The 24,482-nt window shown below is 72.5% G+C and carries 21 protein-coding genes; 9 read left to right on the top strand and 12 right to left on the bottom strand.

Annotated features, from left to right (window positions below; translation table 11 throughout):
* Positions 1 to 129 precede the first annotated feature (129 nt).
* The 5 genes from ACIQ7D_RS14035 (at position 130) to ACIQ7D_RS14055 (ending at position 4,537) form a co-directional block, all read left to right on the top strand.
* The gene (locus ACIQ7D_RS14035) at positions 130 to 507 is read left to right on the top strand and encodes a LuxR C-terminal-related transcriptional regulator (RefSeq protein ID WP_403937159.1); all 378 of its coding nucleotides are present in this window, start codon (positions 130 to 132) and stop codon (positions 505 to 507) included.
* Positions 508 to 568: 61 nt separating this feature from the next.
* Positions 569 to 1,258 (top strand): GntR family transcriptional regulator, encoded by a 690-nt coding sequence (locus ACIQ7D_RS14040; protein ID WP_403937160.1) that lies wholly within the window; start codon positions 569 to 571, stop codon positions 1,256 to 1,258.
* 70 nt (positions 1,259 to 1,328) lie between these two features.
* Positions 1,329 to 2,336 carry a 1-aminocyclopropane-1-carboxylate deaminase gene (locus ACIQ7D_RS14045; protein ID WP_403937162.1) on the top strand — a complete coding sequence of 336 codons (1,008 nt, stop codon included), beginning with the start codon at positions 1,329 to 1,331 and terminating at the stop codon, positions 2,334 to 2,336.
* 145 nt (positions 2,337 to 2,481) lie between these two features.
* A complete protein-coding gene (locus tag ACIQ7D_RS14050) occupies positions 2,482 to 3,354 on the top strand; it encodes a hypothetical protein (RefSeq protein ID WP_403937164.1) in 873 nt (290 codons plus the stop codon).
* 91 nt (positions 3,355 to 3,445) lie between these two features.
* The gene (locus tag ACIQ7D_RS14055; protein WP_403937166.1) at positions 3,446 to 4,537 is read left to right on the top strand and encodes a bile acid:sodium symporter family protein; all 1,092 of its coding nucleotides are present in this window, start codon (positions 3,446 to 3,448) and stop codon (positions 4,535 to 4,537) included.
* A 39-nt stretch (positions 4,538 to 4,576) separates the two neighbouring features.
* Here ACIQ7D_RS14055 and ACIQ7D_RS14060 read toward each other — a convergent pair whose 3' ends face one another.
* From ACIQ7D_RS14060 to ACIQ7D_RS14090, 7 genes are all read right to left on the bottom strand, one after another.
* A complete protein-coding gene (locus ACIQ7D_RS14060; RefSeq protein WP_403937168.1) occupies positions 4,577 to 5,239 on the bottom strand; it encodes a TetR/AcrR family transcriptional regulator in 663 nt (220 codons plus the stop codon).
* Positions 5,206 to 7,227 (bottom strand): CocE/NonD family hydrolase, encoded by a 2,022-nt coding sequence (locus ACIQ7D_RS14065; RefSeq protein ID WP_403937170.1) that lies wholly within the window; start codon positions 7,225 to 7,227, stop codon positions 5,206 to 5,208. Before ACIQ7D_RS14065 ends, ACIQ7D_RS14060 begins: the two co-directional genes overlap by 34 nt.
* Positions 7,228 to 7,326: 99 nt before the next feature.
* Entirely contained in the window at positions 7,327 to 9,207 is a 1,881-nt protein-coding gene (locus ACIQ7D_RS14070; RefSeq protein WP_403937172.1) for a dipeptide ABC transporter ATP-binding protein, read from the bottom strand.
* The gene (locus ACIQ7D_RS14075; RefSeq protein WP_403937478.1) at positions 9,207 to 10,112 is read right to left on the bottom strand and encodes an ABC transporter permease; all 906 of its coding nucleotides are present in this window, start codon (positions 10,110 to 10,112) and stop codon (positions 9,207 to 9,209) included. Before ACIQ7D_RS14075 ends, ACIQ7D_RS14070 begins: the two co-directional genes overlap by 1 nt.
* 47 nt (positions 10,113 to 10,159) lie before the next feature.
* Positions 10,160 to 11,119, bottom strand: coding sequence for an ABC transporter permease (locus ACIQ7D_RS14080; RefSeq protein ID WP_403937174.1), 960 nt, complete (start codon positions 11,117 to 11,119; stop codon positions 10,160 to 10,162).
* 7 nt (positions 11,120 to 11,126) lie between these two features.
* Positions 11,127 to 12,773 carry an ABC transporter substrate-binding protein gene (locus ACIQ7D_RS14085; protein WP_403937175.1) on the bottom strand — a complete coding sequence of 549 codons (1,647 nt, stop codon included), beginning with the start codon at positions 12,771 to 12,773 and terminating at the stop codon, positions 11,127 to 11,129.
* 144 nt (positions 12,774 to 12,917) lie between these two features.
* Positions 12,918 to 13,829: a helix-turn-helix transcriptional regulator gene (locus ACIQ7D_RS14090; protein ID WP_403937177.1), complete on the bottom strand. Its 912-nt coding sequence runs from the start codon at positions 13,827 to 13,829 to the stop codon at positions 12,918 to 12,920.
* A 202-nt stretch (positions 13,830 to 14,031) separates the two neighbouring features.
* Between ACIQ7D_RS14090 and ACIQ7D_RS14095 the strand changes: the two genes are divergently transcribed.
* Complete coding sequence (locus tag ACIQ7D_RS14095) at positions 14,032 to 14,976, top strand: D-2-hydroxyacid dehydrogenase family protein (RefSeq protein ID WP_403937178.1); 945 nt, start codon at positions 14,032 to 14,034, stop codon at positions 14,974 to 14,976.
* A gap of 132 nt (positions 14,977 to 15,108) precedes the next feature.
* On the opposite strand, the gene ACIQ7D_RS14100 is transcribed toward ACIQ7D_RS14095, so the two are convergent.
* The 3 genes from ACIQ7D_RS14100 to ACIQ7D_RS14110 all read right to left on the bottom strand — a co-directional run bounded on the left by ACIQ7D_RS14100 (position 15,109) and on the right by ACIQ7D_RS14110 (position 18,912).
* Positions 15,109 to 15,723 carry a hypothetical protein gene (locus tag ACIQ7D_RS14100; RefSeq protein WP_403937180.1) on the bottom strand — a complete coding sequence of 205 codons (615 nt, stop codon included), beginning with the start codon at positions 15,721 to 15,723 and terminating at the stop codon, positions 15,109 to 15,111.
* 57 nt (positions 15,724 to 15,780) lie between these two features.
* Positions 15,781 to 17,715: a cellulase family glycosylhydrolase gene (locus ACIQ7D_RS14105; protein ID WP_403937181.1), complete on the bottom strand. Its 1,935-nt coding sequence runs from the start codon at positions 17,713 to 17,715 to the stop codon at positions 15,781 to 15,783.
* Between the two features lie 174 nt (positions 17,716 to 17,889).
* On the bottom strand, positions 17,890 to 18,912 hold the full coding sequence (locus ACIQ7D_RS14110; RefSeq protein WP_403937183.1) for a LacI family DNA-binding transcriptional regulator: 1,023 nt from the start codon (positions 18,910 to 18,912) through the stop codon (positions 17,890 to 17,892).
* Between the two features lie 309 nt (positions 18,913 to 19,221).
* On the opposite strand from ACIQ7D_RS14110, the gene ACIQ7D_RS14115 reads away from it, so the two are divergent.
* Genes ACIQ7D_RS14115 through ACIQ7D_RS14125 form a run of 3 tightly spaced genes read left to right on the top strand, consistent with a single transcriptional unit; the run spans position 19,222 to position 22,282 of the window.
* On the top strand, positions 19,222 to 20,583 hold the full coding sequence (locus tag ACIQ7D_RS14115; RefSeq protein WP_403937185.1) for an extracellular solute-binding protein: 1,362 nt from the start codon (positions 19,222 to 19,224) through the stop codon (positions 20,581 to 20,583).
* Entirely contained in the window at positions 20,580 to 21,452 is an 873-nt protein-coding gene (locus ACIQ7D_RS14120; RefSeq protein ID WP_403937187.1) for a carbohydrate ABC transporter permease, read from the top strand. Before ACIQ7D_RS14115 ends, ACIQ7D_RS14120 begins: the two co-directional genes overlap by 4 nt.
* Complete coding sequence (locus ACIQ7D_RS14125; RefSeq protein ID WP_403937189.1) at positions 21,449 to 22,282, top strand: carbohydrate ABC transporter permease; 834 nt, start codon at positions 21,449 to 21,451, stop codon at positions 22,280 to 22,282. The genes ACIQ7D_RS14120 and ACIQ7D_RS14125 overlap by 4 nt, the downstream gene beginning before the upstream one ends.
* A 45-nt stretch (positions 22,283 to 22,327) precedes the next feature.
* Here ACIQ7D_RS14125 and ACIQ7D_RS14130 read toward each other — a convergent pair whose 3' ends face one another.
* Positions 22,328 to 22,807, bottom strand: coding sequence for an NUDIX hydrolase (locus ACIQ7D_RS14130; protein WP_403937190.1), 480 nt, complete (start codon positions 22,805 to 22,807; stop codon positions 22,328 to 22,330).
* A gap of 30 nt (positions 22,808 to 22,837) precedes the next feature.
* Positions 22,838 to 24,448: an apolipoprotein N-acyltransferase gene (gene lnt, locus ACIQ7D_RS14135; RefSeq protein ID WP_403937192.1), complete on the bottom strand. Its 1,611-nt coding sequence runs from the start codon at positions 24,446 to 24,448 to the stop codon at positions 22,838 to 22,840.
* Positions 24,449 to 24,482: the final 34 nt, after the last annotated feature.

Here is a 24,482-nt window from a genome sequence, read left to right on the forward strand (position 1 = left end):
CCGGCGCAACCGCCTTGGACGGCCCCGCCCCTACACGTTCCTGTAGTGTCGGATCACGGTACGGGGTTGCCCCAGCCGTCGGATGGTGAGAAGGGCCGGCGCGGTGACGCACGGACAGAACCCCATGGAGTGGGACGGCGACGCGGTCGCCTGGCGCAACCGGGCCTTTCCGCTCTTCTGCTGCTGGCGCTGCGGGTACGGGGGGAGCGCGCCACCGCTCCCCCGGCCGCCGGCGCGGCGGACATCCGCGGCGGGGCCAGTACGGCCGGGGCACGGATCCTCGCGCTCGTGGCGGGCGGCGGTACGACGGCGCAGATCGCGAGGACGGTCGGGCTGACGGTCGACGGCGTCACCTGCCACCTGGGCCGGCTCTCCCGGCGCTGGGGCGTCGGCAACCGGGCGGCGCTGGTCGCGCACGCCTATGTGACGGGCGTTCTCGCTCCCGGGGTCTGGCTCCCCGCCCCGTCCGTGGACGGGCGGCAGGACACGGCCCCGCGTCCGTCCTGAACCGCGTCCGCCCGCGGCCCGCTCTTGACAGCGCCCCCGGTCGGCGCATGCAATATATTGCATGCCGATTCCCGATACCTCGCTCACCTCCCGGGTCCTGCTGCGGGACCGCGCCTTCAGCGCCCTGCGGGACGCCATCGTCGACGGCACGCTCCGCCCCGACGAGCAGCTTCGGGAGAGCGAGCTGGAGCGGTGGATCGGGGTGAGCCGTACGCCGATCAGGGAGGCCCTGATGCGGCTGGAGCGCGGCGGCCTCGTGGTGAGCAGGCCCGGCAGGTCGACCCGGGTGAGCGCGCTCGACGCCGGGGCCGTCCGCGACGCGCAGCCGGTGGTGGCGTCCCTGCACGAACTGGCCGTACGGCTCGCCGTCCCGGTGCTCGCCCCGGCGGACATCGAGGCGATGCGGGCCGGGAACGAGGCGTTCGCGGCGGCGCTGGAGCGGGGCGACGTGACGGGCGCGCTGGCGGCCGACGACGCCCTGCACCGTATCTGTGTGACGGCCGCGGCCAACACCGTCGTCACGGACGTGCTCGACCAGTACACACCGCTGCTGCGCCGTATCGAGCGGGTGCGCTTCTCCTCCGCGGCCGGACTCGGCTCCGTCGCCCTGCACGACCGGATGATCGACGCCTGCGCGGCGGGGGACGCGGCCACCGCGGCGTCCGTCGCGCACACGACCTGGATGACCCTCACCGAGACGGACCCCGCCCCGGCCGTCTCCGGCGGCCACGGCCTGGTCCTCGCCCGCTGAGCGGCCGCCCTCCCCGCACCACGGCCCCGTACGTCCCGCACCACCCAGTCCGAGCGAGAGGAACACCCCCGTGGCGATCGAGGACTTCGCACGCTATCCGCTGCTCTTCGGCCCGAGCCCGATCCACAGGCTGGAGCGGCTGAGCCGCCATCTGGGCGGTGCGGCCGTCTGGGCCAAGCGCGAGGACTGCAACTCCGGGCTCGCGTACGGCGGCAACAAGACCCGCAAGCTGGAGTACATCGTCCCCGACATACTGGAGCAGGGCGCGGACACCCTGGTCTCGATCGGCGGATACCAGTCGAACCACACCCGCCAGGTGGCCGCCGTCGCCGCCCATCTGGGGCTGAAGGCCCGGCTCGTACAGGAGAAGTGGGTCGACTGGCCCGACTCCGTGAACGACAAGGTGGGCAACATCCTGCTCTCCCGCATCATGGGCGCCGATGTCCGGCTCGACTCGGCGGGCTTCGGGATCGGCATCAAGGACTCGTGGCAGCAGGCGCTGGACGAGGTGCGCGCCGAGGGCGGCACACCGTACGCGATCCCGGCCGGCGCCTCGGAGCACCGGCTCGGCGGCCTCGGGTTCGCCAACTGGGCGTACGAGGTGGAGCGCCAGGAGGCCGAGCACGGGGTCTTCTTCGACACGATCGTCGTGTGCAGCGTCACGGGCTCCACGCACGCCGGGATGATCGCGGGGTTCGCCGGGCAGGGCCGGCCCCGGCGGGTCATCGGGATCGACGCGTCCGCCAGGATCGAGGAGACCCGGGACCAGGTGGAGCGGATCGCCCGCCGTACGGCGGAGCTGATCGGCCTCGGGCGCGAGCTGCGCGACAACGAGATCAGCGTGCTCGAAGGGTGGGCGGGCGACTACTACGGTGTCCCCGTCGAGTCGACGCTGGAGGCCATCCGGCTCACCGGACGCCTGGAGGGGATGATCATCGATCCGGTGTACGAGGGCAAGTCCATGGCCGGGCTCATGGATCTGGTCCGTACGGGCGAGATCGGCAGGGACTCGACCGTGCTCTACGCCCACCTCGGCGGCCAGCCCGCCCTGAACGCGTACAGCGGGGCCTTCGGCTGAGAGCCCGGCCGCGCACGGCCCGGTCCGGGAGCGCCTTTTCGGCTCCGGACCGGCCCGGGATAAGTGGTTGAAGGAAATAGCACTCGATGTAGTGATCTATAGCGGCAAATCGACCCATAAGATCTCAACGGCCGTTGATCACGTCATGGAACCCAGAGAGTTGTGGGAGCGTCACTCCGTGCTCGCGGCGGCATTCTGCGGCAGTGACGACCAGGTCCGGGAAGCCCAGGGCATTCTCGACGAGGCGCAGGCGGGCCGGACGCGGATGCTCGCCGCCTTCGCCGTGACCGTCGGCAGCGACTGCGCCGTCGCCAACCTCCTCGGACTCAACGAGCGTGAGGTACGGCTCGCCCGGCGCACCGTCGGCAAGGACGACGCCCGTACGGTCGCCAAGCATCTCCTCACCGTGGCACCCGACGACCACCAGACGGCGGGCGCCGCACCCGTCGACCCCACGGCCGGGTCCGCGGCCACCGGGTTCGGCCCGGGAGCGCAGACGGACTTCCCGGCCGCCGAGCAGACCATCCCGCCGCCGCCCGTACAGACCCCGCACTCCGCGCACGCTCCGGCCACGGGCGTGCCGGTCGCGGACTCCGCCTGGTCGGCCGCGCTGGACGCGGTCCTGGTGGGCGGCTGGCACACCGGGCTCGACCTGACCGCGCTGGCCTCGGAGTTCGGCCTCGAACTGGCCCATCTCGTCGCCCGGGCCCAGCGGCTCTCCGCCGAGGGCCGGCTCAACCAGCCCTCGCCCCACGAGGACCGGGCCGGCCGGCACCGCCGTCTGGACGCAGTCCCCCCGACGGAGCTGGGCGGCCATGTCTCCGGCGGGGCCTCGGGGCACGCGGTGCCGTATCCGCGGAACAACGACGACATCACCTGGCAGCAGATTTCGACCCACACCCCCTCATGGGACAGCTCCATGGCGACGCAGACCGACTGGAACGGCATCGTCAGCCACTGGCACCACACCGCGGCCCCTCTGACACAGCCCTGGGAGCCCGTCGGCCAGTACACCTGACCACCGGCACGGCCGTCCCGCTCTGTGGTCATCGATGCTCACATCGCGAGACGGTGTTGCGCGGGGCGGCGCCGAGGCGTTGCATCGCGCCGTGCGATCCGAACCTGACTCCCCCACCGAAGCCACCCCTGACGCCCCCGACGCGTCTGACACCTCCGACGCCCCTGATGCCCCCGCCGTCACCGCCTCGCCCGGCGCGCCGGTCACCGCCGACGCCGACGCGGGCGACCGGGCGGCGCGGCGCGCGGTCACCGTCTTCCCCGTCCTCGTGCTCGCCGCGGGCGCCCTGGGACTGCTGACCCCGGGCACCTTCGCGGGCTGGTCGGTCTCGGTGCCGTATCTGCTGGGCGTCGTCATGTTCGCCATGGGGCTGACCATGACGCCGAAGGACTTCGAAGGGGTGGCCAAGCGGCCGTGGGCGGTCGGGCTCGGCCTGGTCGCGCACTACGTGATCATGCCGGGGCTCGGCTGGCTGATCGCCACCGCCCTCGATCTGCCGCCCCAGTTGGCGGCGGGCGTGATCCTGGTCGGCTGTGCGCCGAGCGGTACCGCGTCGAACGTGGTGACGTATCTCGCGCGGGGCGACGTGGCGCTGTCGGTGTCCGTCGCCACCGTCTCGACGGTGCTGGCGCCGCTGGTGACCCCGCCGCTGACGTTGCTGCTGGCGGGCGAGTTCCTGCCGGTCGACGCGGGCTCGATGGTCACCGACATCCTGAAGACCGTGCTGCTGCCGGTCCTCGCCGGGCTGGCGGTCCGGCTGCTCGCCGGGCGGTACGTCGACCGGGTGCTGGGGGCGCTGCCCTGGCTGTCGGCGCTGACGATCGCCGTGATCGTCGCGGTCGTGGTGGCGGGCAGCTCCGCCGCGATCAAGTCGGCGGCCCTGCTGGTGTTCGTCGCCGTCGTGCTGCACAACGGGCTCGGGCTGGCGCTCGGCTACGGCGCGGGCAAGCTGGCCGGGCTCGGCCGGCCGGCGAGCCGGGCCATGGCCTTCGAGGTCGGCATGCAGAACTCCGGGCTCGCCGCCTCGCTGGCGACCGCGCACTTCAGCCCGCTGGCCGCGCTGCCCGCCGCCGTGTTCTCCGTGTGGCACAACGTGTCGGGCGCGCTGGTCGCCGCGTGGATGGCGTACCGGGCGCGCAGGTCCGAGCCGGTGGCCGAGACCGCCGCCGAACCCGCGCGCTGAGCCCCCGGTCCGGCCGCCGCGACGGCCGCGACCGCCCCGTCAGGCCCCGCGTTCCAGCTCCACCTCGACCAGCCGGTAGAGATGGCGGCGCGCGTCCGGCGTGGTGAGCGGCGGGGACTGGCGCAGCCGCTGGAGCGCGAGTCCGTCCGCCAGCGCGGCGAAGCGCACCGCGAAGTCGGCCGGGTCCTCGCAGGCGAAGTCGCCCTCGTCCCGGCCGCGTTCGACCAGCGCGCGGATCTCCCCGTGCCAGCTCTCGTACCGCGCCGCCTGGCCGCGGGCGAACGCCTGGTCCCGGTCGCCCGCGTTCCAGTAGTCGAACCACATCCGCCAGTGCCGGTCGGTGTGGTCGGTGAAGAGCGCGTCGATCAGCAGCCGTAGCCCCTCCGCGGCCCGGGTGGCCCGGTCGGCGGAGGCGCTGAGCGTGGCGTAGTACCGCTCGATGTGCAGCACCATCGCCTCGGAGAGCACCTCCTGCACGCTCTCGAAGTGGTACGTCACCGTGCCGACGGAGACCCCGGCCGCCGCCGCGACGTCCCGTACCCCGACGGCCGCCGAGCCGCGCTCCGCGATGAGCGGCACCGCCGCTTCCGCGATGAGGCGGCGGCGTACCTCGGTGGGCTGGCGGGTCCGGCTGGCGGCGTCGACGGCCCGCCGTGGCGTCCGGCCCGTCATCCGGATGTCCTGGGGGTGGTCCTGTGCCATGACCGTTCGGCCACTGTCTCTCCGTTCGCCCGTGCTACGAGGGTGCTGTCCATGATGAACTCCGTTGCCGTGGCGCGTAGTTCCGTGCCGGCCGTGAGGTACGCGTCCCAGCCGTCCTGGCGCCGCAGCCGGATCGTCCACCGTGAGGCCGCCACGGCCGACAGCGGGTCACCGGCACGGATACGGTAGACCTCGCGGGCACTCTCCTCGTACCGCAGCCCGTCCGGATAGGTACGGGAGCCGCCGTAGTTCGGGTCGACCTCCAGCGTCCACTCGCCGGTGGCGACATCGTGCCGTACGACCCGCTCCGGGCGCGGCGGGGCGGCCGGGTCCGGAGCGTCCACGGTCACCGCGAGCGGCACGGCCTGCTCCGGCTCCTCGAAGCGGATCGGGGCGCGCCCCGCGTCGTACGCCGGATCCCGTACCGGCAGCAGGACGGCGCTCTCGCCGGGGAGCACGGTCAGCGCCCCGCGCTCGCCGTGCGGCCAGACCCAGGGCCAGTACGTGTCGGAGACGGCGACGCGGACGCGGTGGCCCGGCGGGAAGGCGTAACCGGTGGCGTTGAGTTCGAACTCGACGTCCTCGAAGGTGCCGGGCACCCACGCGTCCGCCCGTTCCCTGCCGTGCCGCGAGAGCAGGTTGAGCACGCCCCGGGTGACGAGGGTGGACGAGCCGTCCGGCGCGACGTCGCAGACACGGGCGATCACATGGGCGCGCGGGGTCGCGGAGTCGAGCCGCAGCCGCACCCGGGGCCGGCCGAGGATCTCGGTCCTTCCGGTCAGCGGCGGCGAGTCGAAGCAGACGGAGCGGCCGTCCTCCTCCCGCTGGTCGGGCGGCAGGTCGGTGGGGTTGCCGAAGGGGAAGAAGCGGCCCGCGTCGAGCCCGGTGTGGTGCGGCGACCGTACAATCACCGGGGCCGCTCCGGCGTCGCCGAGCGGGCGTTCGTCCCAGGTGACGGCGGGCGACGGCCAGGATTCCTCGCCGACCCAGCGGCCCGGCATCGTCACGTACGAGGTGGCCGGCGGGACCGGGTCGTTGATCCAGGCGCGCAGAGCGGGCTCGGCCATGACCCCGGTGTCGGTCCCCTTGAGGTGCTGGTCCCACCAGCGCAGCGTCTCCTGGAGGAAGCCGATGGCCGGGCCGGGCGGCAGGCCCCGGTCGGGGTACTGGTGCGACCAGGGGCCGATCAGCCCCCGTACCGGCGCGTCCAGCCGCTCGACCAGCCGCAGCACGGTGTCCCGGTACGGATCGGCCCAGCCGCCGACCGCGAGAACGGCGGCGTCGATGGCGGAGTAGTCCTCGCAGACGCTGCCGTGGCGCCAGTAGTCGTCCCGCTCCTGATGGTCCAGCCAGGTGTGCAGATACGGGGTGATCGCGTCGAGCCGTTCGCGCCACAGCGGCAGCCAGCGGTCCGCGCCGACCTGCGCGGGGTCCGGCGGCCGGGCGGTGAACGCGAGCATCGTGCCGGCCCAGGCGAGCATGTCGATACCGAGGACGGCGCCGCCCGTGTAGTGGACGTCGTTGTCGTAACGGTCGTCGGTGGAGCAGACGGTGACGATCGCCTTGAGCGGTTCGGGGCGCAGGGCGGCGATCTGGAGCGCGTTGAAGCCGCCCCAGGAGATCCCGAACATACCGACCTTGCCGGTGCACCAGTCCCGTGCGGCCAGCCAGTTGACGACGTCGACACCGTCGGCCAGCTCGGTCTCGGTGTACTCGTCGAGCATGACGCCCTCGGAGTCCCCGCTGCCGCGCAGATCGACCCGTACGGACGCGTAGCCGTGCCCGGCGTACCAGGGGTGGCGCTGGGCGTCCCGGGGCGCGGTCCAGTCGCTCTTGCGGTACGGCAGATACTCCAGCAGGGCGGGGACCGGGTCGGCCGTGGCGTCGAGGGGCCGCCAGATCCGGGCGTGCAGCCGGGTGCCGTCCCGGGTGGGGATCCAGACGTCCTCGGTGTGGATCGGCCGGTCGTACGTCTCGCGATACCGCATGGTTGTCCTCGCGCCTGAACCGGCGCCGCCTGCGCGGGCCGGGTCGCTGTCGGTGGGGGTTGCTCGATCGATGGGTGCGGCCGGGGCGGGCCTGGCGGGTCAGGTGGGCGCGGGGCGCCAGCGGCGGACGCGGTGGCTGCTGGTGATCTCCGTCCACATGTCGTCCCCGGACGCCGCGTCCTGCCACTCCTCCTCAGGCACCGGTGCCCGCTCCGTCTCCGGGTCGGGTTCCAGCGCGGCGGCCATGAGCCGGCGCGTGTACGGGTGGGCCGGAGCGAGGAACACCGCGTCCGTGGGGCCCTCCTCCACCACCACGCCGTGCCGCAGCACCAGGACCCGGTCGGCGATACCGCGGACCACCGCCAGGTCGTGGCTGATGAAGAGACAGGCCAGCCGGCGCTCCCGGCGCAGGTCGTCCAGGAGTCGCAGGACCTCGGCCTGGACGGAGACGTCGAGCGCGGTGGTGATCTCGTCCGCGATGAGCACGTCGGGCTCGCCCGCCAGCGCCCGCGCGATACCGATGCGCTGCCGCTGGCCGCCGGAGAGCTGCGCGGGCAGCCGGTCGGCGAACTCCGGGGGCAGGTGGACGTCGGCGATGAGGCGGCGGGCCCGTAGGGCCGCGTCCGTACGGGAGGCCGCCGTACCGAAGACCCGCAGCGGGCGGCGTACCGCGTCGCCCACCGTGCGGCGGGGGTTGAGAGAGGTGTCGGCGTTCTGGAAGACGAGCTGGACCTTGCGGCGCAGCTCGCGGGGGCGCTTGCGGGACGGCGCGGTGAGGTCCCCGCCCCCGGGGCCGCCGGTACCCGGGGCGCCGCCGGTGCGACCGCGGCCGGTGCGATCACCGCCGACCGGGCCACCGCCCTTGTCGCCGCCCCGGTCGCCGTCGTCCTGGCTGTCGGCCGTCGCCGTCATCGTGCCGCCGGACGGGGCGCGCAGCCCGGCCAGCGACCACGCGAGGGTGGACTTGCCGCTGCCCGACTCCCCGACGAGCGCCAGGATCTCCCCGCGCCGCACCCGGAACGAGACGCCGTCGACGGCGCGGGTGGCCCCGTAGTCGATGGTGACGTCCCGTACGGCGACGGCCTCGGGGGTGTCGGCGGGCAGCACGGCCCGGGGCCGGATCTCGCGCGTGCCGTCCTCGGCGACCAGCGCGAGTCCGTCGTCGGCGAGGCGCGGCACGGCGGCGAGCAGCCGGCGCGTGTACGGCTCGGCGGGCGCGCCGAAGAGGCGGTGCGTCGACGCGCTCTCCACGATGCGGCCCGCGCGCAACACCGTGACCTGGTCGGCCATGTGCGCGACCACCCCGAGATCGTGGCTGACCAGGACGGCGGCGAGGCCGAGTTCGTCACGCAGCGCGCCGATCAGGTCGAGGACGCCGCGCTGGGTGACGACGTCCAGGCCGGTCGTCGGTTCGTCCAGGACCAGGACCCGGGGCCGGGCCGCGATGGCCATGGCGATGGCGACGCGCTGCTGCTGGCCGCCGGAGAGTTCGTGCGGATAACGCCGGGCGAGGTCGGCGGGGCGGGGCAGCCGGACCTGTTCGAGGAGGTCCGTCACCGAGTGGCGGGCGGCGTCCTCGCCGCGCAGCGCCTCGGCGATCTGCCGGCCGACGCGCATGGAGGGGGTGAGCGCGTGCCCCGCGTTCTGGGCGACCATCGCGACCGTACCGCCGCGCAGCCGCCGCAGCTCCCGGGCCGGCAGCGCGAAGACGTCCTGTCCGGCGACGCTCACGGTGCCCGCGGTGATCCGGGAGCCGTGCCGCAGATGGCCCAGGAGCGTGGCGGCGACGGTGGATTTGCCGCTGCCGGACTCGCCGACCAGGGCGAGGGTCCGGCCGGGCCGTACGTCGAGGGAGACGTCCTGGACGACGGGTATGTCCACGCCGCCGGAACGGTAGGCGACATGGAGGCCGGTCACCGAGACCAGCCCGGCGCTCTGAGCGGTCGTACGGGTGGCGGCGCCGCCGGCGTGCGTGGTCATCAGAAACCCTCCCTGATCCGGTCGACGCCCCACGCCTTGGAGAGGCCGTCGGCGGCGAGGTTGAGCCCGACCACGAGGGTGGCCAGGGCGATGATCGGGGCGACGCTGGCCATCGGTACGACGGTGATGGCGGTCCGGTTCTCCGCGACCATCAGCCCCCAGTCGGGGGTGGGCGGGTTGGCACCGAAGCCGAGGAAGGACAGGGAACTGATCAGCAGGACGACCCACGAAGCGCGCATCGCGAACTCCACGCACACCACGTCGGTGATGTTGGGCAGCACCTCGCGGCGCAGGATCGACCAGGTCGACTCGCCCCGGGCGCGTGCGGCGGTGACGTAGTCCGCGGGGACGACGGCGAGGGCCGCGCCGCGCACGACCCGTACCACCTGGGGTACGTAGACGACGGCGACGGCCGGCACGATGACGCCCGGGCCCGAGCCGAGTGCGGTCACGATGACGAGCAGGGCGAGGATCGAGGGGACGGAGAGCACCGCGTCCAGCACCCGCATCAGCGCGTCGTCCAGCCGGCCGCCGCGCAGCGCCGTGGCGCAGCCGAGGACGGTGCCGAGGGCGATGGTCAGCAGGGTCGCGGCGGCGGAGACGCCGAGCGCGTACCGCCCGCCGTACAGCACGCGGGTCAGGACGTCGCGCCCGTACTGGTCGGTGCCGGCCCAGTGGTCGGCGCCCGGTCCGAGCAGGGCGCGCGCGGAGTCGCCCACGGTGGGCGCGTACGGGGTGAGGAGCGGGGCGAGCGCGGCGACGGCCACATGGACGGCGACGACGGCGAGGCCGACGGAGGCGGCGCGGGAGGAGCGCACGGTCCGCCAGGTGCGGGCCACGAAGCCCGGACGTACGGGCGGTGCCTCCGCCCCCGCGGGCGGCGGCGCGGAACTCACGGAACTCACGGGGCTCGCGGGCTTCGGGGAACTCACGGAAATCATCGGGTCCTCACTCATCGAGTCCTCCCGCCGCGGATACGGAGCTTGGGGTTCAGGGCCATCGCGCCGAGATCGGCGGCGAGGTTGCACAGGACGTACACGACCGCGCTGATGAGGGCGATGGCCTGGAGGACGGGCAGGTCGCGGTTCTGCACGGAGGAGAGCATCAGCTTGCCGATGCCCGGGTAGTTGAAGACGTTCTCGACGACGGCGACGCCGCCGATCAGCCAGGCCACATTGAGGGCGATCACATGGAGCGTGGGCAGCAGGGCGCTGGGGAGAGCGTGCCGGGTGACCACACGCCAGGAGGAGAGCCCCTTGAGGCGGGCGGTGGTGACGTACTCGCTCGCCATCACGTCGATCACGGAGGTGCGGGCCATACGCACGATGTACGCGGCCATCACCACGGCGAGCGAGGCGGCGGGCAGCCAGACCGCGGGCAGCAGTTGGCCGGTGGTGGCGCCGGGTCCGTAGAGCACGACCGCGGGGAAGAGCGGGAGGGCCACGGAGAAGGCGAGGACGAGCACCGTCGCCACGACGAACTCGGGGACGCTCATCCCGACCAGGCTGACCGTGGAGATGAGGTGGTCGGGCCAGCGGTCGCGGTAGTACCCGGCGACGACACCGAGGACGAGGGAGCCGGTGACGGCGAACAGGACGGTGACGGCGGCGATCAGCAGGGAGTTGCCGAGGTACTGCGCGACCTCGCCGCCCACCGCCTTGCCGGAGACGAGCGAGCTGCCGAAGTCGCCCTGCACGGCGCCCTTGACCCACTGGACGTAGCGCTCCCAGGCGGGCTGGTCGAGCTGGAGCCTGTCGCGCAGCGCGGCGACGGCGGAGGGCGTGGCGTCCTTGCCGAGGACCTGGGTGGCGACATCGCCGGGCAGTGCCTGGACGGCGAGGAAGACGAGGACGGAGGAGAGCACGAGGGTGCCGAGCGCGGTGACGACGCGACGGGCCACGAAGGTGAACACGGTGGTCTCAGGCTCCCTTCAGGCCGATGCCGAGGTAGTCGAACTCGAAGCCGTGTTCGGCGTAGCCGCGAACGGAGCGGGAGATGCCGACGAGCCGGTCCGCGAACATCGGGGTCATCGCCCCGCCCTTCTCGATGACGAAGGTCTGCGCCTGGCCGTACAGCTCGCGCCGGCGCGTGTCGTCGGTCTCGCGCCTGGCGCGGTCGAGCAGGGCGTCGAAGGCGGGGTCCGACCAGGCGGTCTCGTTGTAGCCGGAGCCGCCGCGGAAGACCTGGTTGAGGAGCTGGTCGACGGGGCGGCCGGTAAACCAGTAGGTGGCCATGAGTGGCTTCTTCATCCAGATCTGGGTGTAGTACGAGTCCGCCGACGCGGTCTTGACCCTGATCCGGATGCCGGCGCGGCGGGCCGACTCCTGGTAGGCGAGGGCCATGGGCGTGAAGATCGGGTCGTAGGACGAGGTGTAGAGGTCGACCGCCAGCCGCTCCTGGCCCGCCTTCCTGAGGAGATGCCGGGCCTTCTCCGGGTCGTGGACGGGGTGGTCGGCGAGGTGGTTGGGGTCGCTGGGCGGTACGGGGTTGTCCCAGCCGAGGGTGCCGGCGCCCTGGAGCGCGACCTTGAGGACGTGCTCGGGGTCGTAGGCGAGCTTCATCGCCTGGCGTACGCGGACGTCGGTGAAGGGCTTCTCGGTGGTGAGCATCGGCAGGACGTACCACTGGGCGTCCTTGACGCGGGCGATGGTGGCACGGTCGGAGGCGGCGACGACCCGGGCGGTGGCGAAGTCCAGATTGGTCTGGGAGAGCAGGTCGACCTGGCCGGCGAGCAGCGCGTTCGAACGGGCCTGCATGTCGGCGACGGAGTAGAAGTCGATGGCGTCGAGGACGGGCCGGCCGGCCCAGTGCCCGGCGTACGCGGTGACGCGGCCGGGCCCGGCCGCGGTGAACGAGGTCAGCTTGAAGGGGCCGGTGCCGATGCCGGTGCGGCCGATGGAGCGGGCGCTGCCGTCGGGGATGACATAGCAGTTGTAGTGCGTCAGCAGGCTGGGGAACTCGGCGTTCGGGGTCTTCAGCGGGACGACGAGGGTGTGCGCGTCAGGGGTGCGCAGGGTCTTCGGGTCGACGAGCGGGGCGAGGACGGCGGCCTGCGGTGAGGCGGTCGCGGCGTCGAGGATGTGGCGCAGGGTGTAGGCGGCGTCGGCGGAGGTGAAGGCACGGCCGTCGTGGAAGGTGAGGCCGCGGCGGAGCCGGAAGGTCCAGGTACGGGCCTGGTCGTCCGGTTCCCAGGACTCGGCGAGGTCGGGGGCGAGCAGTCCGTCGGGGCCGACCCGGACGAGCCGGTTGTAGAGGGCGCCGAGGTATTCGTACGCGGACAGTGCGCTCGCCGGGTCCAGCGTCTCGGCCTCGGAGGCGGGCGGTCTGGCGATGCGCAGGGTGCCGCCGCGGTCGGGCCGTCCGGCGGGCGCGGCCTCGGGCACGGCGCCCGCCGCGGTACCGGATCCGGCGCCCCCGGAGCAGCCGGTGAGCAGCCAGGAGGCACCGAGCGCCGCGCCGCCGGCCGCCGCGGCGGTGAGCAGCGAGCGCCGGGGCGGTCCGGCCGCCCCGGGCTTTCCGGCCCGGCCGACCGCCCCGGGGTCCGTTCGTCGGTCAGTGTCGGACATGTACCGGACACCCTTCGTATTGATTCGTTCCACTGAACGATTGGGTGAAGTGCGTGAACGATAGCCAGGCGTCATCGCCCCGCCAACCCCTTGTGCGCGGAAATTAACCCGGGAAATCGACTCGTTACCCGGCGCGGTCCGCCGTCAGCCGGTGCGCGGGACCGTCGGCGGCCCGTAGAGCGCGGCGAGTTCGGCCGCGAGGTGCGCGAGATGGTCCCGGGCCTCCCGGGGCGCGAGGATCTCGATCCTGGCCCCCAGCCCGGCCAGTTGGGCCGCCAGGGCCTGCGGCGACGGACCGTCGGCCTCGAACGCCATCCAGCCGTGGGCCAGCGGCCCGCCGAGCCGCAGCCGCCCGGGGAACAGCGCGCGCAGGGCGGCCTCGGCGCCGCGCTCCGCCCGGCCCCGTACGGTCACCGCGCGGGTCCGCTCCTCCGTCGTCGCGGCGAGGGAGCGCCAGGCCGCCGCGAGGTCGAACCTCTCCGGGCGGACGACGGGGTCACCGGTCGGCTCGACCGAGGTGACACGGCTCAGCCGGAAGATCCGCAGACCGCCCGCGCCCCGGTCGGCGCCGCTGCCGGTACGGGTCCCCGTGGCTGTTCCGGTTCCGGTGGCCGATCCGGTCGCTGTTCCGGTGCTCGCGACGAGATAGCGGACCCCGGCCTTGGTCGCGAGACCCAGCGGATGGACGATCCACTCGTCGGCCGGTCCCCCGGGCCGCTCGTACCCGAGTCGGACCTGTGACCCGTCCACCACGGCGCGTTCGAGCGCCCTGAGGTGCGGCGCGCCGCCCTCGTGCGCGCCGCCCGGGACCAGGAACAGCTCACGGATCTCGCCGACGGTCAGCCCGCCCAGGCCCGTCCGCGCCCCGCCCACCAGCGCCCAGCCGCCGCCCCGCCCGCGCTGCGGGTAGACGGGGATGCCCGCCGTCGCCAGCGCCTCCAGATCACGGCGCGCCGTACGTTCGGACACGGCCAGTTCCGCCGCCACCTCGGTCGCGGTCACCCGGCCCCGCGCCTGGAGGAGCAGCAGCGTCGCCACCAGGCGATCGGCCCTCATACCGCCATTCTCCTCCTCGGGCGGACCGGCGGACGGCGCCCCGCCCCGCCATGACACCGGGCCGGTCCGGCGCGGCCCCGGCCCATCGTGTTGACTTCCGACCGGAGCGGACCGGGCCGGTGTACCGGGACCGGCGCGCCGCCCCGTGCACCGGTGCGTCCGGACGACCGTAGACCCGCGTTCCCGTGTGAAGGAGCCATCCATGCGTATCGCCGTCCTCGACGACTACCAGCGGGCCGCCCGTCGCTTCGCCGACTGGGACGCGCTCGGCGGCGAGGTGATCTTCTTCCACGAGCCGCTGTCCGGTGTGGACACGGTCGGCGCGGCGCTGGCCGGGTTCGACGTGGTGGTCGTCATGCGGGAACGCACCCCGTTCCCCGCCGAGTTGTTCGACCGGCTGCCCGCGCTGCGGCTGCTGGTGACCACGGGCATGGCGAACGTGTCGCTGGATCTGGCGGCGGCGCGACGGCACGGGGTGACGGTCTGCGGCACGGAGTCGTTGCCGCATGCCACGGCGGAGCTGACCTGGGGTCTGATCCTCTCGCTGGCCCGGAACATCCCCGCGGAGTCGGCCGGGATGCGCGAGGGCGGCTGGCAGCGGACGATCGGCCACGATCTGCACGGCCGTACGCTCGGTGTCGTCGGGCTGGGGCGGCTCGGTACCCGGGTCGCCGCGATCGGGGCCGCGTTCGGGATGCGGGTCCTCGCCTGGAGCAGCAATCTGGACGCGGAGCGTGCCGTCGCGGCGGGCGTGGAGCCGGTCGAGAGGCGAACCCTGTTCTCGCGGGCCGATGTCGTCACCGTCCACTACAAGCTCAGCGAGCGCAGTACGGGGCTGATCGGCGCCCAGGAGCTGTCCTGGATGAAGCCGACGGCCCTGCTCGTCAACACCTCACGGGGCCCCCTGGTCGACACCGCCGCCCTGGTCGAGGCCCTTCGCGCCGGGCGGATCGCGGGGGCGGGCCTCGACGTGTACGACCTGGAGCCGCTGCCCGCCGACGACGCCCTGCGCACCCTTCCCCATACGGTCCTGACCCCGCACCTCGGCTATGTCACCGAGGCCACGTACGAGGTGTTCTACGGTCAGGCGGCCGAGGACATCGCGGCGTTCCAGGCGGGCGCCCCGCTGCGCGTCCTCACCGGTTGAGGCCCCCCGGAGCGGCGCCGCCCCGGAGGACCGGCGCCCCGGAACGCGGCCGCCGCTTCCGAAAACGGCCGCCCGCCCGTGCGGGCGGGCGGCCGTCAGGGACCGCGTGCGGCTGCGAGGTGCGAGGTGCGGTCAGGTCTCCTCGAAGTAGGCGTCCAGGACCACGTCCAGCTCCGCCTCCCACTCCTTGAGGAGCTTCTTCGACGGCGCCTCCACCTCGGCGTCGAACCAGCGGCGGGCCGAGGTGTGCACCGTGACCGTGAACCGGCGCCCGAAGCGGGGCGTCGTGACCTCGACCGCGCCGATCTCGTCCCAGTCGAACTCGGCCTCCTGGTCGTCCAGCCGGAACCGGACGCCCTCCCGGTCCGCGGTGATCGAGCCGCGGCGGTCGCTGACCTCGAAGACGGGGCCGTCCTCCGGGGCCGGCTCCCCCTCCGGGCCGCCGGCCTCGGCCCGACCGCCCTTCTCGTCCTGGTCGTCGGGCCCCTCGGACCCCTCGGACTCGTCCGGCTCGTCGGCCTCGTCCTGTTGTTTCTGCTGCTCCGGCTGCTCCTCTCCCTTCTCCGCCTTCGCCTGGGCGGTCGCGTCGTCGTCGGCGACAGCCGGCTCCTCGCTCTCGTCCTCGGCCCGCCCGGGGCCCGTCTCCTCCGGCCTCGGCGGGGAGGGGGCCACGAGACCGGGGATGTACGCCGGGTCTGTCCCCGCGGCGAACTCGGTCTGGATTTTCGGATCTATGCGCTGCTCCACGGCAGTGAGTATGGACGACGAAGCTGTATGAGCCCAGTGAGCCCACCGTCGCCCCGCTCAGCCTGCCCCGACCAGCCGCAGCACCCGTACCCCGTACGGCTCCAGGGTGACCTCGTCCGCGGCCGAGCCGTCCAGTTCCGTCAGCCGCAGCCCGGCCTCGACGGCGGGCTCGACCAGCAGCTCCTCCCGGCCCTGACTCACCAGCCAGACGTAGCGGCGGCCGTCCTCGTGGTCCAGCAGATCGACCGCCACCCTCAGGTCGTCCACGGTCACCGGGCGGCGCACCCCCGCGTACGCGGCGAGCGCGTCGTACAGCCGTACCGTCTGTTCCGGGTTGACGCGCGGTGTGACGGAGGCCATGTGCTCCAGTGGGTAGGTGCACAGCACCACGGCGCCCGCGCCGGTCTCGCGCAGCAGCAGGGCGGGGCGGCCCCGGCCGTCCGTGGCCAGCACCTCGGCGCCGTACGGCTCCACGGGCAGGAAGACCCGGCTGCTGGCGGTGCCGGCCGCGCGGAAGGAGAGGTTGTCGCCCTCGGCGAGGGTGCCGAAGGGCCGTGTGAAGGTGAACTCGACGGTGTCGTCCTCGATCGGGTCGACCAGCCCGTACTCCAGCGTGTGCCGGACGCCGAAGAGCCGGTCGAGATGGGCGTACCAGGGGCCGCGCTGCTCCTCGTGGGCGCCGGGCGAGTAGGAGACGTAGACGGTCGCGCCGCCGCGCGCCAGCTCCTCCAGCCGGTACCAGCTCGGCGAGAGCAACTGCTTGGTGGAGGGCAGCAGATAGAGCCGGTGGCCGTCCACGATGCCGTCGCTCTCCCGTACGACGGTCGCGGGCGCGTCGGCCAGCCGGGAGCTGATCCAGGCCTGGCGGCCGGTCCGCTCCACGTACGAGCGGTCCTCCTCCCGGGTGAAGGGGTAGAGGGTGTCCAGGTACGAGGAGACCACCAGCGCGGTGTCGGTGCCGGGCCTGACACAGTGGCCGAAGTCGACGCGCTTCAGCAGCTCGGCGAAGGCGCGGACCTCCTTGAGCTGCGGTTTGGGGGTGCCCGCGCTGTCGGTCAGCCCGAAGTGCATCTCGAAGGCGTGGTGCGAGTAGGGCGGTTGTTCACGCAGGGTGTCGTAGTCGGTGTTGTTCCAGGCGATCCAGCCGGTGGCGCCGGCCAGCAGACTGTTGTGCAGCGCCTGGCGGTAGTAGCGGGCGGCGTGCGGTCCCGACGCGAAGTCGGAGGTGAGCCCGAACTCCTCCAGGACGACGGGGAGTCCGAAGCCGCCGGTCAGTTCGCAGACCCAGGCGGCCGCGTAGTGCTGGCGGACGGGGTCGTCCTCCATCCGGTACACGTGCGGGCCCAGCCAGTCGGTGAGGGCGGCGCAGTCCCGCAGCCGGAAGCCGTTGTCGTGGCCGGAGTTCTCCAGGCCCCAGGCACCGTCCCCGAGCGAGACCGGCTGCCGGGCGCCCGACGCCCGTACGCCGTCCACGACGAGCTGGGCCCAGGCGGAGACCTCCTCCCGGGTGGCGCCCGACCGTCCGTAGATCGGCATCTCGTTGGAGACCAGCCATCCCGCCACGGCCGGATGGTCCTTGAAGCGGGCCGCCATCTCGCGGGCGAACCACGCCTGCCGGGACACCAGCCAGACATCGGTGTAGAGGTCCCGGCCGCCCCGCCAGGCGGGGTCCCAGTTCTCGCCGGACATGTGGCCCACGAGGAAGGTGGGGACGGTGGTCATGCCGAGATCGTGGTGACGGTCCAGGAAGTCCGCGTAGTGGGCGCAGAGCCGCTCGTCGATCCGGTCGGGCTCCGGCATGAAGTCCGGCCAGTAGAAGAACGACCGGGTCATGGTGAGCCCGTGGTCGCGCAGCACCCGCAGCTCCTCGTCGACCACCTCGCCCCGGTACGAGCGCCACATGAGCGGCCCTCCGGTACGTGACCAGAAATTGGCGCCGATCCAGGTGACGGGGTGTCCTCCGGCGGAGATCCGGGCAGCGGGACGCGGCATCTTCGTACTCTCCCTAGAACGGGGAATGAGGAAATACCCGAGTGCGTCAGGCGTGCGTCAGCGTGCGCGTGAAGATCCCATGCGGCGCCGGTGCGGACGGGCGGCGCCACATCCTTTCCAGTGAATCGCTGTACCGGTTTAGCGTCAAGCCCGCCCACGGTGCCATAAACCGGTTTAGGAGCTGGCTCCCGGCGGTGGTCCGAGGCTGCCGCGCACGGTGAGGCGGGGCGCCGGGTCCTGGAGGTCCTGGACCGCGAGCCCGCCCGCCACCTCGCGCAGCATCCGGGCGGCGCGTGCGCCGTGGGCGACGATGTCCCTGCTCAGCGCGGTCAGCGGCGGGTCTACCAGCTCGCACAGGGCCGAGTCGTCCCAGGCGACGACGGAGAGGTCGGCGGGGACGCGCACCCCCAGGGAGTGCGCGGCGGTCAGGCCCGACACGGCCATCACATCGTTGTCGTAGAGGATCGCGGTGGGCGGGCGGTCCGCGCCGAGGAGGGCGCGGGTGGCCGCCGCGCCGCCCTCGCCGCTGTAGTCGGCCTCCACAGTCCTGCCGGTGAGCCCCAGGCCCAGGACGGCCGCGTCGAAGGCCTCCGTACGGATCGCCGTGTGGCGCAGCGGGGCCGGGCCGCCGACCCGGGCGAGGCGGCGATGGCCCAGGCCGGCGAGGTGGCGGACGACGGTGGTGACGGCCGCGGCGTCGTCGCTCCACACGGCGGGCAGCCTGCGGGTGCCGACCGGAGCGCCGATCACCACGGCGGGCAGGCCCAGTTCCTCCAGTACGGGGACGCGGGCGTCGTCGACCTTCAGGTCCACCAGGAAGACGCCGTCCACCCGGCGCCGGGCCGACCAGGAGCGGTAGAGGGCGATCTCGGTGTTCCGGTCCTCGGCCATGGTGAAGACGAGCGGGGTGGCGTCGGCGATCAGTTCGGCCTGGATCCCGGAGATGAGCTGCATGAAGAAGGGTTCGAGGCCGAGGGTGTGCGCCGGGCGGTCGATGACCAGGCCGAACGCCCCCGCCGTTCCGCCGGAGAGGGCCCGCGCCGCGCTGTTGGGCTGCCAGCCCAGCTCCTGGGCGATGGCCCGGATGCGCCGCCGGGTGGGTTCGGAGACACCGGGGCGGTCGTTGAGGGCGAAGGAGACAGCGGCCTTGGTGACGCCGGCCCGGTCGGCGATATCGGCCATGGTGGGGCGCTTCACGGTGGGGTGCCTCGCTTTTCTCCGCAGGTACGGACGGTTTCCCGGAGCGGGGATCCAGGGGATCTCCGGTGAATATGGCCGGATCGGTCCGGGCGGAAAGCCCGGCCCGCGCACATCGTTTACCAGGGAAGTTGAGAAAAGCAATGCACCGGCATTGACACTCGCTTTGCGGCGCCCTTAATTTCACGGCGCCGGAAGGTGTGCGGACCACCCCCCGGCCCTGGATGGACGAGTCCGGAGCCGCGCCGGGGAGGCGCCGCTCCGGGCTCACCCGGCACAGCCGTCGTACGACCGAGCCGAGGGGCCGACATGACCGTACCGACCGTGACCACCGTGCGCGCACACCGCAGAAGGCCGTCCCGCGTCCCCCTGATCGCCACCGCCGTCGCCGGCGCGCTGCTGGTGGCCGGCTGCACCGGCGGCGGGGCCGCCTCCCGGGGCGCGGAGGCGAAGGCGGCCGACGACCCGTCGAAGGTCTCGGGGGCCATCACCGTGCTGACCCACCGCACGGACTGGGTGCAGGACGGCACGATGAAGAAGTACGCCGACGCGTTCCGGAGGATCTACCCCAAGGTGACCGTCAAGTTCGACGGGATCACCGACTACGAGGGGGAGGTCAAGATCCGGATGAACACCGAGAACTACGGCGACGTCCTCATGATCCCGGCGGCGATCAGGAAGAACGACTACCCGAAGTTCTTCGCCTCCCTCGGCAGCCGGGCGGAACGGGAGAAGAAGTACCGGTTCACGGCCTTCACCACCGTGGCCGACAAGGTCTACGGCCAGAGCCCGATCGGGGTGGCCCCCGGCTTCCTCTACAACAGAAAGGTGTGGGAGCGGGCCGGTGTCACCGAGTGGCCCACGACCCCGGCCGCCTTCCTCGACGATCTCAGGGCGATCAGGTCGAGGACGGACGCGGTGCCGTACTACACCAACTTCAAGGACAGGTGGCCGCTCACCTCGTGGACCAACGCCCTGGGCTCGGTGAGTTGCGACGTCCAGGCGAACAACCTGCTGGCGACGAGCGACCCGTGGGCCGAAGGGTCCGAACTGCGGTCCATCGACACGCTGTTGTACGACATGGTGCGCGGCAAGCTGGTCGAGAAGGACCCGTCGACCACCAACTGGGAGGGCTCGAAGCCTCAGTTGGCCAAGGGCGAGATCGCCACGATGTGGCTGGGCTCCTGGGCGATCAGCCAGTTCCGGGCCGCCGCCGAGCAGGCCGGTACGGACCCCGGCGACATCGGCTTCATGCCCTATCCCGCCCAGGTGAACGGCGCGTACTGCGCGGTCGCCGCACCGGACTACGCCCAGGCGGTGAACGTCCACTCGAAGCGGAAGGAGGCGGCGCGCGCCTGGATCGACTGGTTCACCGAGAAGTCCGGGTACGCCGCCGACAACCTCGCGCTCTCGCCGCTGAAGGGCGACCCGCTGCCGGAGGTGCTGAAGCCGTACACGGACCGGGGCGTGAAATTCATCGAGCTGGACCAGAAGGACGCGGCGCTGGTCAACGAGATCGACAACGCGGCCGAGGTCGGTCTGCAGAAGCCGGACTACCGGCAGGATCTGGTCGACGTGGCGCGCGGCGCCGCCAAGGGCGATCTCGACGGTTTCCTCGCCGGGCTCTCCTCGCGCTGGAACGAGGCGGAGAAGAGCGCGGGCGCGCGATGACACGCCGACTGTGGCGGGAGCTGACGCCCTGGCTCTTCCTGCTCGTACCGCTGGTGCTGCTGGTGGTCTTCACCTACGCCCCGGTCGTCAACATGGTCGTGTACAGCTTCACGGACTGGGACGGGGTCAGCCCGGATCTCGCGTTCACCGGGGTCGGCAACTACGGGGAGCTGTTCACCCGGCCCGAGCTGTTCCAGGTCTTCTTCGTCAGCGGCTACTACCTGGCGGCGTCGGTGGTACAGATCGCCGCCGCCCTCTACTTCGCGACCGTGCTGAGCTTCCGCACCCGTTTCCGCAACTTCTTCAAAGGTGTGCTGTTCTTCCCGTACCTGGTCAACGGGGTGGCGATCGGCTTCGTCTTCCTCTACTTCTTCCAGGACGGCGGCACGCTCGACTCGGTGCTGCGGCTCTTCGGGGCCTCCGGCGACCATGCCTGGCTCTCCTCCGCCACCTCGGCGAACATCTCGCTGGCCGGGGTCTCGGTGTGGCGGTTCATGGGGCTGAACTTCGTGCTGTTCCTCGGCGCGATCCAGTCGATCCCCGGTGAGCTGTACGAGGCGTCAGAGCTGGACGGGGCGGGCCGCTGGCAGCAGTTCCGGCACATCATCGCGCCGGGCATCCGGCCGGTCCTGAGCCTCAGTGTGATCCTGGCGGTCTCCGGTTCGCTCTCGGTCTTCGAGATCCCGTACATCATGACCGGCGGGGCCACCGGCACCGAGACCTTTGTGATCCAGACCGTGAAGCTGGCGTTCCAGTTCAACAAGACGGGCCTGGCCTCGGCGGCGGCCGTCGTCCTGCTGCTGATCATCCTCGCGGTGACCTGGGTGCAGCGCCGTCTCGTCCCGGACGACAAGGTGGATCTCGTATGAGCGTCCGTGCGCGGCTGGCCGGTTCCCTGAAGTACCTCTCCCTGGTCGTGGCGGCCGTGGTGGTCCTGCTGCCGCTCGGGGTGGTGTTCCTGACGTCGCTGAAGACCGGGAAGGAGATGGCCGACGGCAGCGGCGCACTGGCGCTGCCGGACAACCTGTTCAACTTCGCGAACTACGCGACGGCGTTCTCGGACGGCAAGATGCTCGGCGCCTTCGGGAACACCGCGTTCATCCTGCTCTTCGCGATCACCGGGACGGTGGTCATCGGCTCCATGACGGCGTACGCCATCGACCGCTTCGACTTCCGGTTCCGCCGGCTGGTGGTGGCGCTCTTCCTGTTCGCCACGCTGGTGCCCGGGGTGACGACGCAGGTGGCGACCTTCCAGATCGTCAACAGCTTCGGGCTCTTCGACTCGCTCTGGGCACCGATCGTGCTCTACATGGGCACCGACATCGTCTCGGTCTACATCTTCCTGCAGTTCATCCGGGGGATCCCGGTCTCGCTGGACGAGTCCGCGCGGCTGGACGGCGCCAACTCCTTCACGGTCTTCCGGAAGATCATCTTTCCGCTGCTCAAACCGGCCGTCGCGACCGTGGTGATCATCAAGGGCATCACCGTCTACAACGACTTCTACATCCCGTTCCTCTACCTGCCCTCGGAGGAACGGGGCACGATCTCCACCTCGTTGTTCCGCTTCAAGGGGCCCTTCGGGGCGCACTGGGAGAACATCTCCGCGGGCACGGTGCTGGTCATCGTCCCGACGCTGGTCGCCTTCCTCTTCCTCCAGCGGTACATCTACAACGGCTTCACCCGGGGGGCGACCCGCTGAACCCGGCCGCCCGCCCGTGCGGGCGGGCGGCCGGGACGCGCGGTGTCAGTCGAGAGCGGCGGGCGCGAACCAGGTGGGCTCGTCACCGAGCGCCTGCTTGATCCGGAAGAGCGCGAAGTCCGCCAGTTCGGGCAGCGCGTCCACGGGGAACCACCCGACCTCCAGCGACTCGTCGTCGTTGACACGCGCCTCGCCGCCGACGGCCCGGCAGCGGAAGGCGATGTCCATGTACTGGCACTTGTCTCCGTTGGGATAGACGACCGGCTTCAGCACCTGGACGAGCACCACCCGCTCCGCCACGCACCGTACGGCGGTCTCCTCCTCCACCTCGCGCACCGCCGCGACAGCGGGCTCCTCCCCCGGTTCGGGGATCCCGCCGATGATCGACCACGCGCCCGTGTCGGCGCGCCGCCCGAGCAGGACCCGCCCCTCGTCGTCGAGGACAACGGCGCTGACGCCCGGGAGGAAGAGCAGTTGGTGGCCGGCGTCGGCCCGGATCTCGCGGATGAAGTCAGGGGTTCCCATGCCACCGACCCTAACCGGCCACCGTCGGGGTCAGGCCGCCGCCGTACGGGCCCGCCGGGCGCGTACGGCACCGAACGCCACCCAGCCGAGACCGGCCACAGCGACGGCCACCAGCAGCGCCTCGGGCAGCGTGCCGAGCCGGGTCGCGGGCGTCAGCGAGGAGCGCAGCGGAACCTTCGCCACGAGCGCGTCCGGGGTGAACATCCCGGACCGCTGGGTGATCCGGCCGTCCGGCTGGATGATGGCGCTGACCCCGCTGGTGACCGGGACGACAACGGTCCTGCTGTGCTCGACGGCCCGTACCCGGCTCATCGCGAGCTGCTGGTACGTCATCTCGCTGCGGTCGAAGGTGGCGTTGTTGCTGGGTACGGAGATGAGCTGGGCACCATGCGTGACGGAGTCCCGTACGGTCCAGTCGAACGCCGCCTCGTAACAGGTGGCGAGGCCGACCTCGGTGCCCGCCAGGTCGAAGACGCCGGTCCCGGTGCCGCGCCCGAAGTCCCTGCGGACCATCTCCGCGTAGCCGGGGCTGATCCAGCGCACCACGGAGCGGAGCGGAAGGTACTCGCCGAACGGCTGGATCTGCCGCTTGTCGTACGTGGCGGTCGGGCCGCGCTCGGGGTCCCAGAGGATCTGCCGGTTGTACAGCGGCCCGGAGTCGGGGGTGACGACGGCGCCGACGGAGATCGGCACGCCGATCGCCTTCGCGGCCCGGTCGATCACGTCGTACGCGTCGGCGTTGCGGTACGGGTCGATGTCGGAGGAGTTCTCCGGCCAGAGCACGAAGTCGGGTTGCGGCTCCTTGCCCGCCTTCACATCGGCGGCGAGTCGCAGGGTCCTGCGCACGTGGTTGTCGAGGACGGCCCGGCGCTGGGCGTTGAATTCGAGACCGGCGCGCGGCACGTTGCCCTGGATCGCGGCGACGGTCGCCGTGCCGTCCTCGGCCGTGTCACTGACGAGCGGCAGCGCGGCGAGTGCCGCGACGACCGGGACGAGGACGGTGGCCGCCGCGGCGGCCACCGCCGCGCGCGGGACCGCGCGGGTGCCGCGGTACGAGAGGACCTGGCGCACGCACGCGTACAGGCCGAAGCCGCAGAGCACGACGCCGAAGCCGAGCACGGGGGTGCCGCCGACCGCCGCGAGCGGCAGGAAGACGCCGTCCGCCTGGCCGAAGGCGATCTTGCCCCAGGGGAAGCCGCCGAACGGTACCCGGGCACGGACCGCCTCGCCGAGGATCCAGACCGCCGCGGCCCAGACCGGCCACAGCGGCAGCCGGCTCACGACGGCTATCCCGAGCCCGGTGAACGCGATGAAGACGGCCTCGACCGCCGCGAGCCCGAGCCAGGGGCCCGGCCCCACCTCGGCACCGGTCCAGTACAGCAGCGGCAGCAGGAAGCCGAGCCCCGCGAGAGCGCCCAGGCCGAGGCCGGCGCGCGCCCGGCGCCCGTACAGGCTCCAGGCGAGCAGGGCGAAGGCGGGCAGGGCCAGCCACCACAGTGTCCGGGGCGGGAAGCTCGCGTAGAGCAGCAGACCGGACGCGGCCGCACCGGCCGGTCGGGCGAACCGTCGGGCCAGGGACCGCCCAGGGCCGGTCGGGGCGGCGGGCTGCGGTGGTTCGACGGTGGTCATGGTGGCGCTCACCTGGCGGAGTCTACGGTGGCGCCCCGTGTGCCGG

Origin of the sequence: Streptomyces sp. NPDC096310 (assembly GCF_044763125.1) — a bacterium.
Taxonomy (GTDB): domain Bacteria; phylum Actinomycetota; class Actinomycetes; order Streptomycetales; family Streptomycetaceae; genus Streptomyces.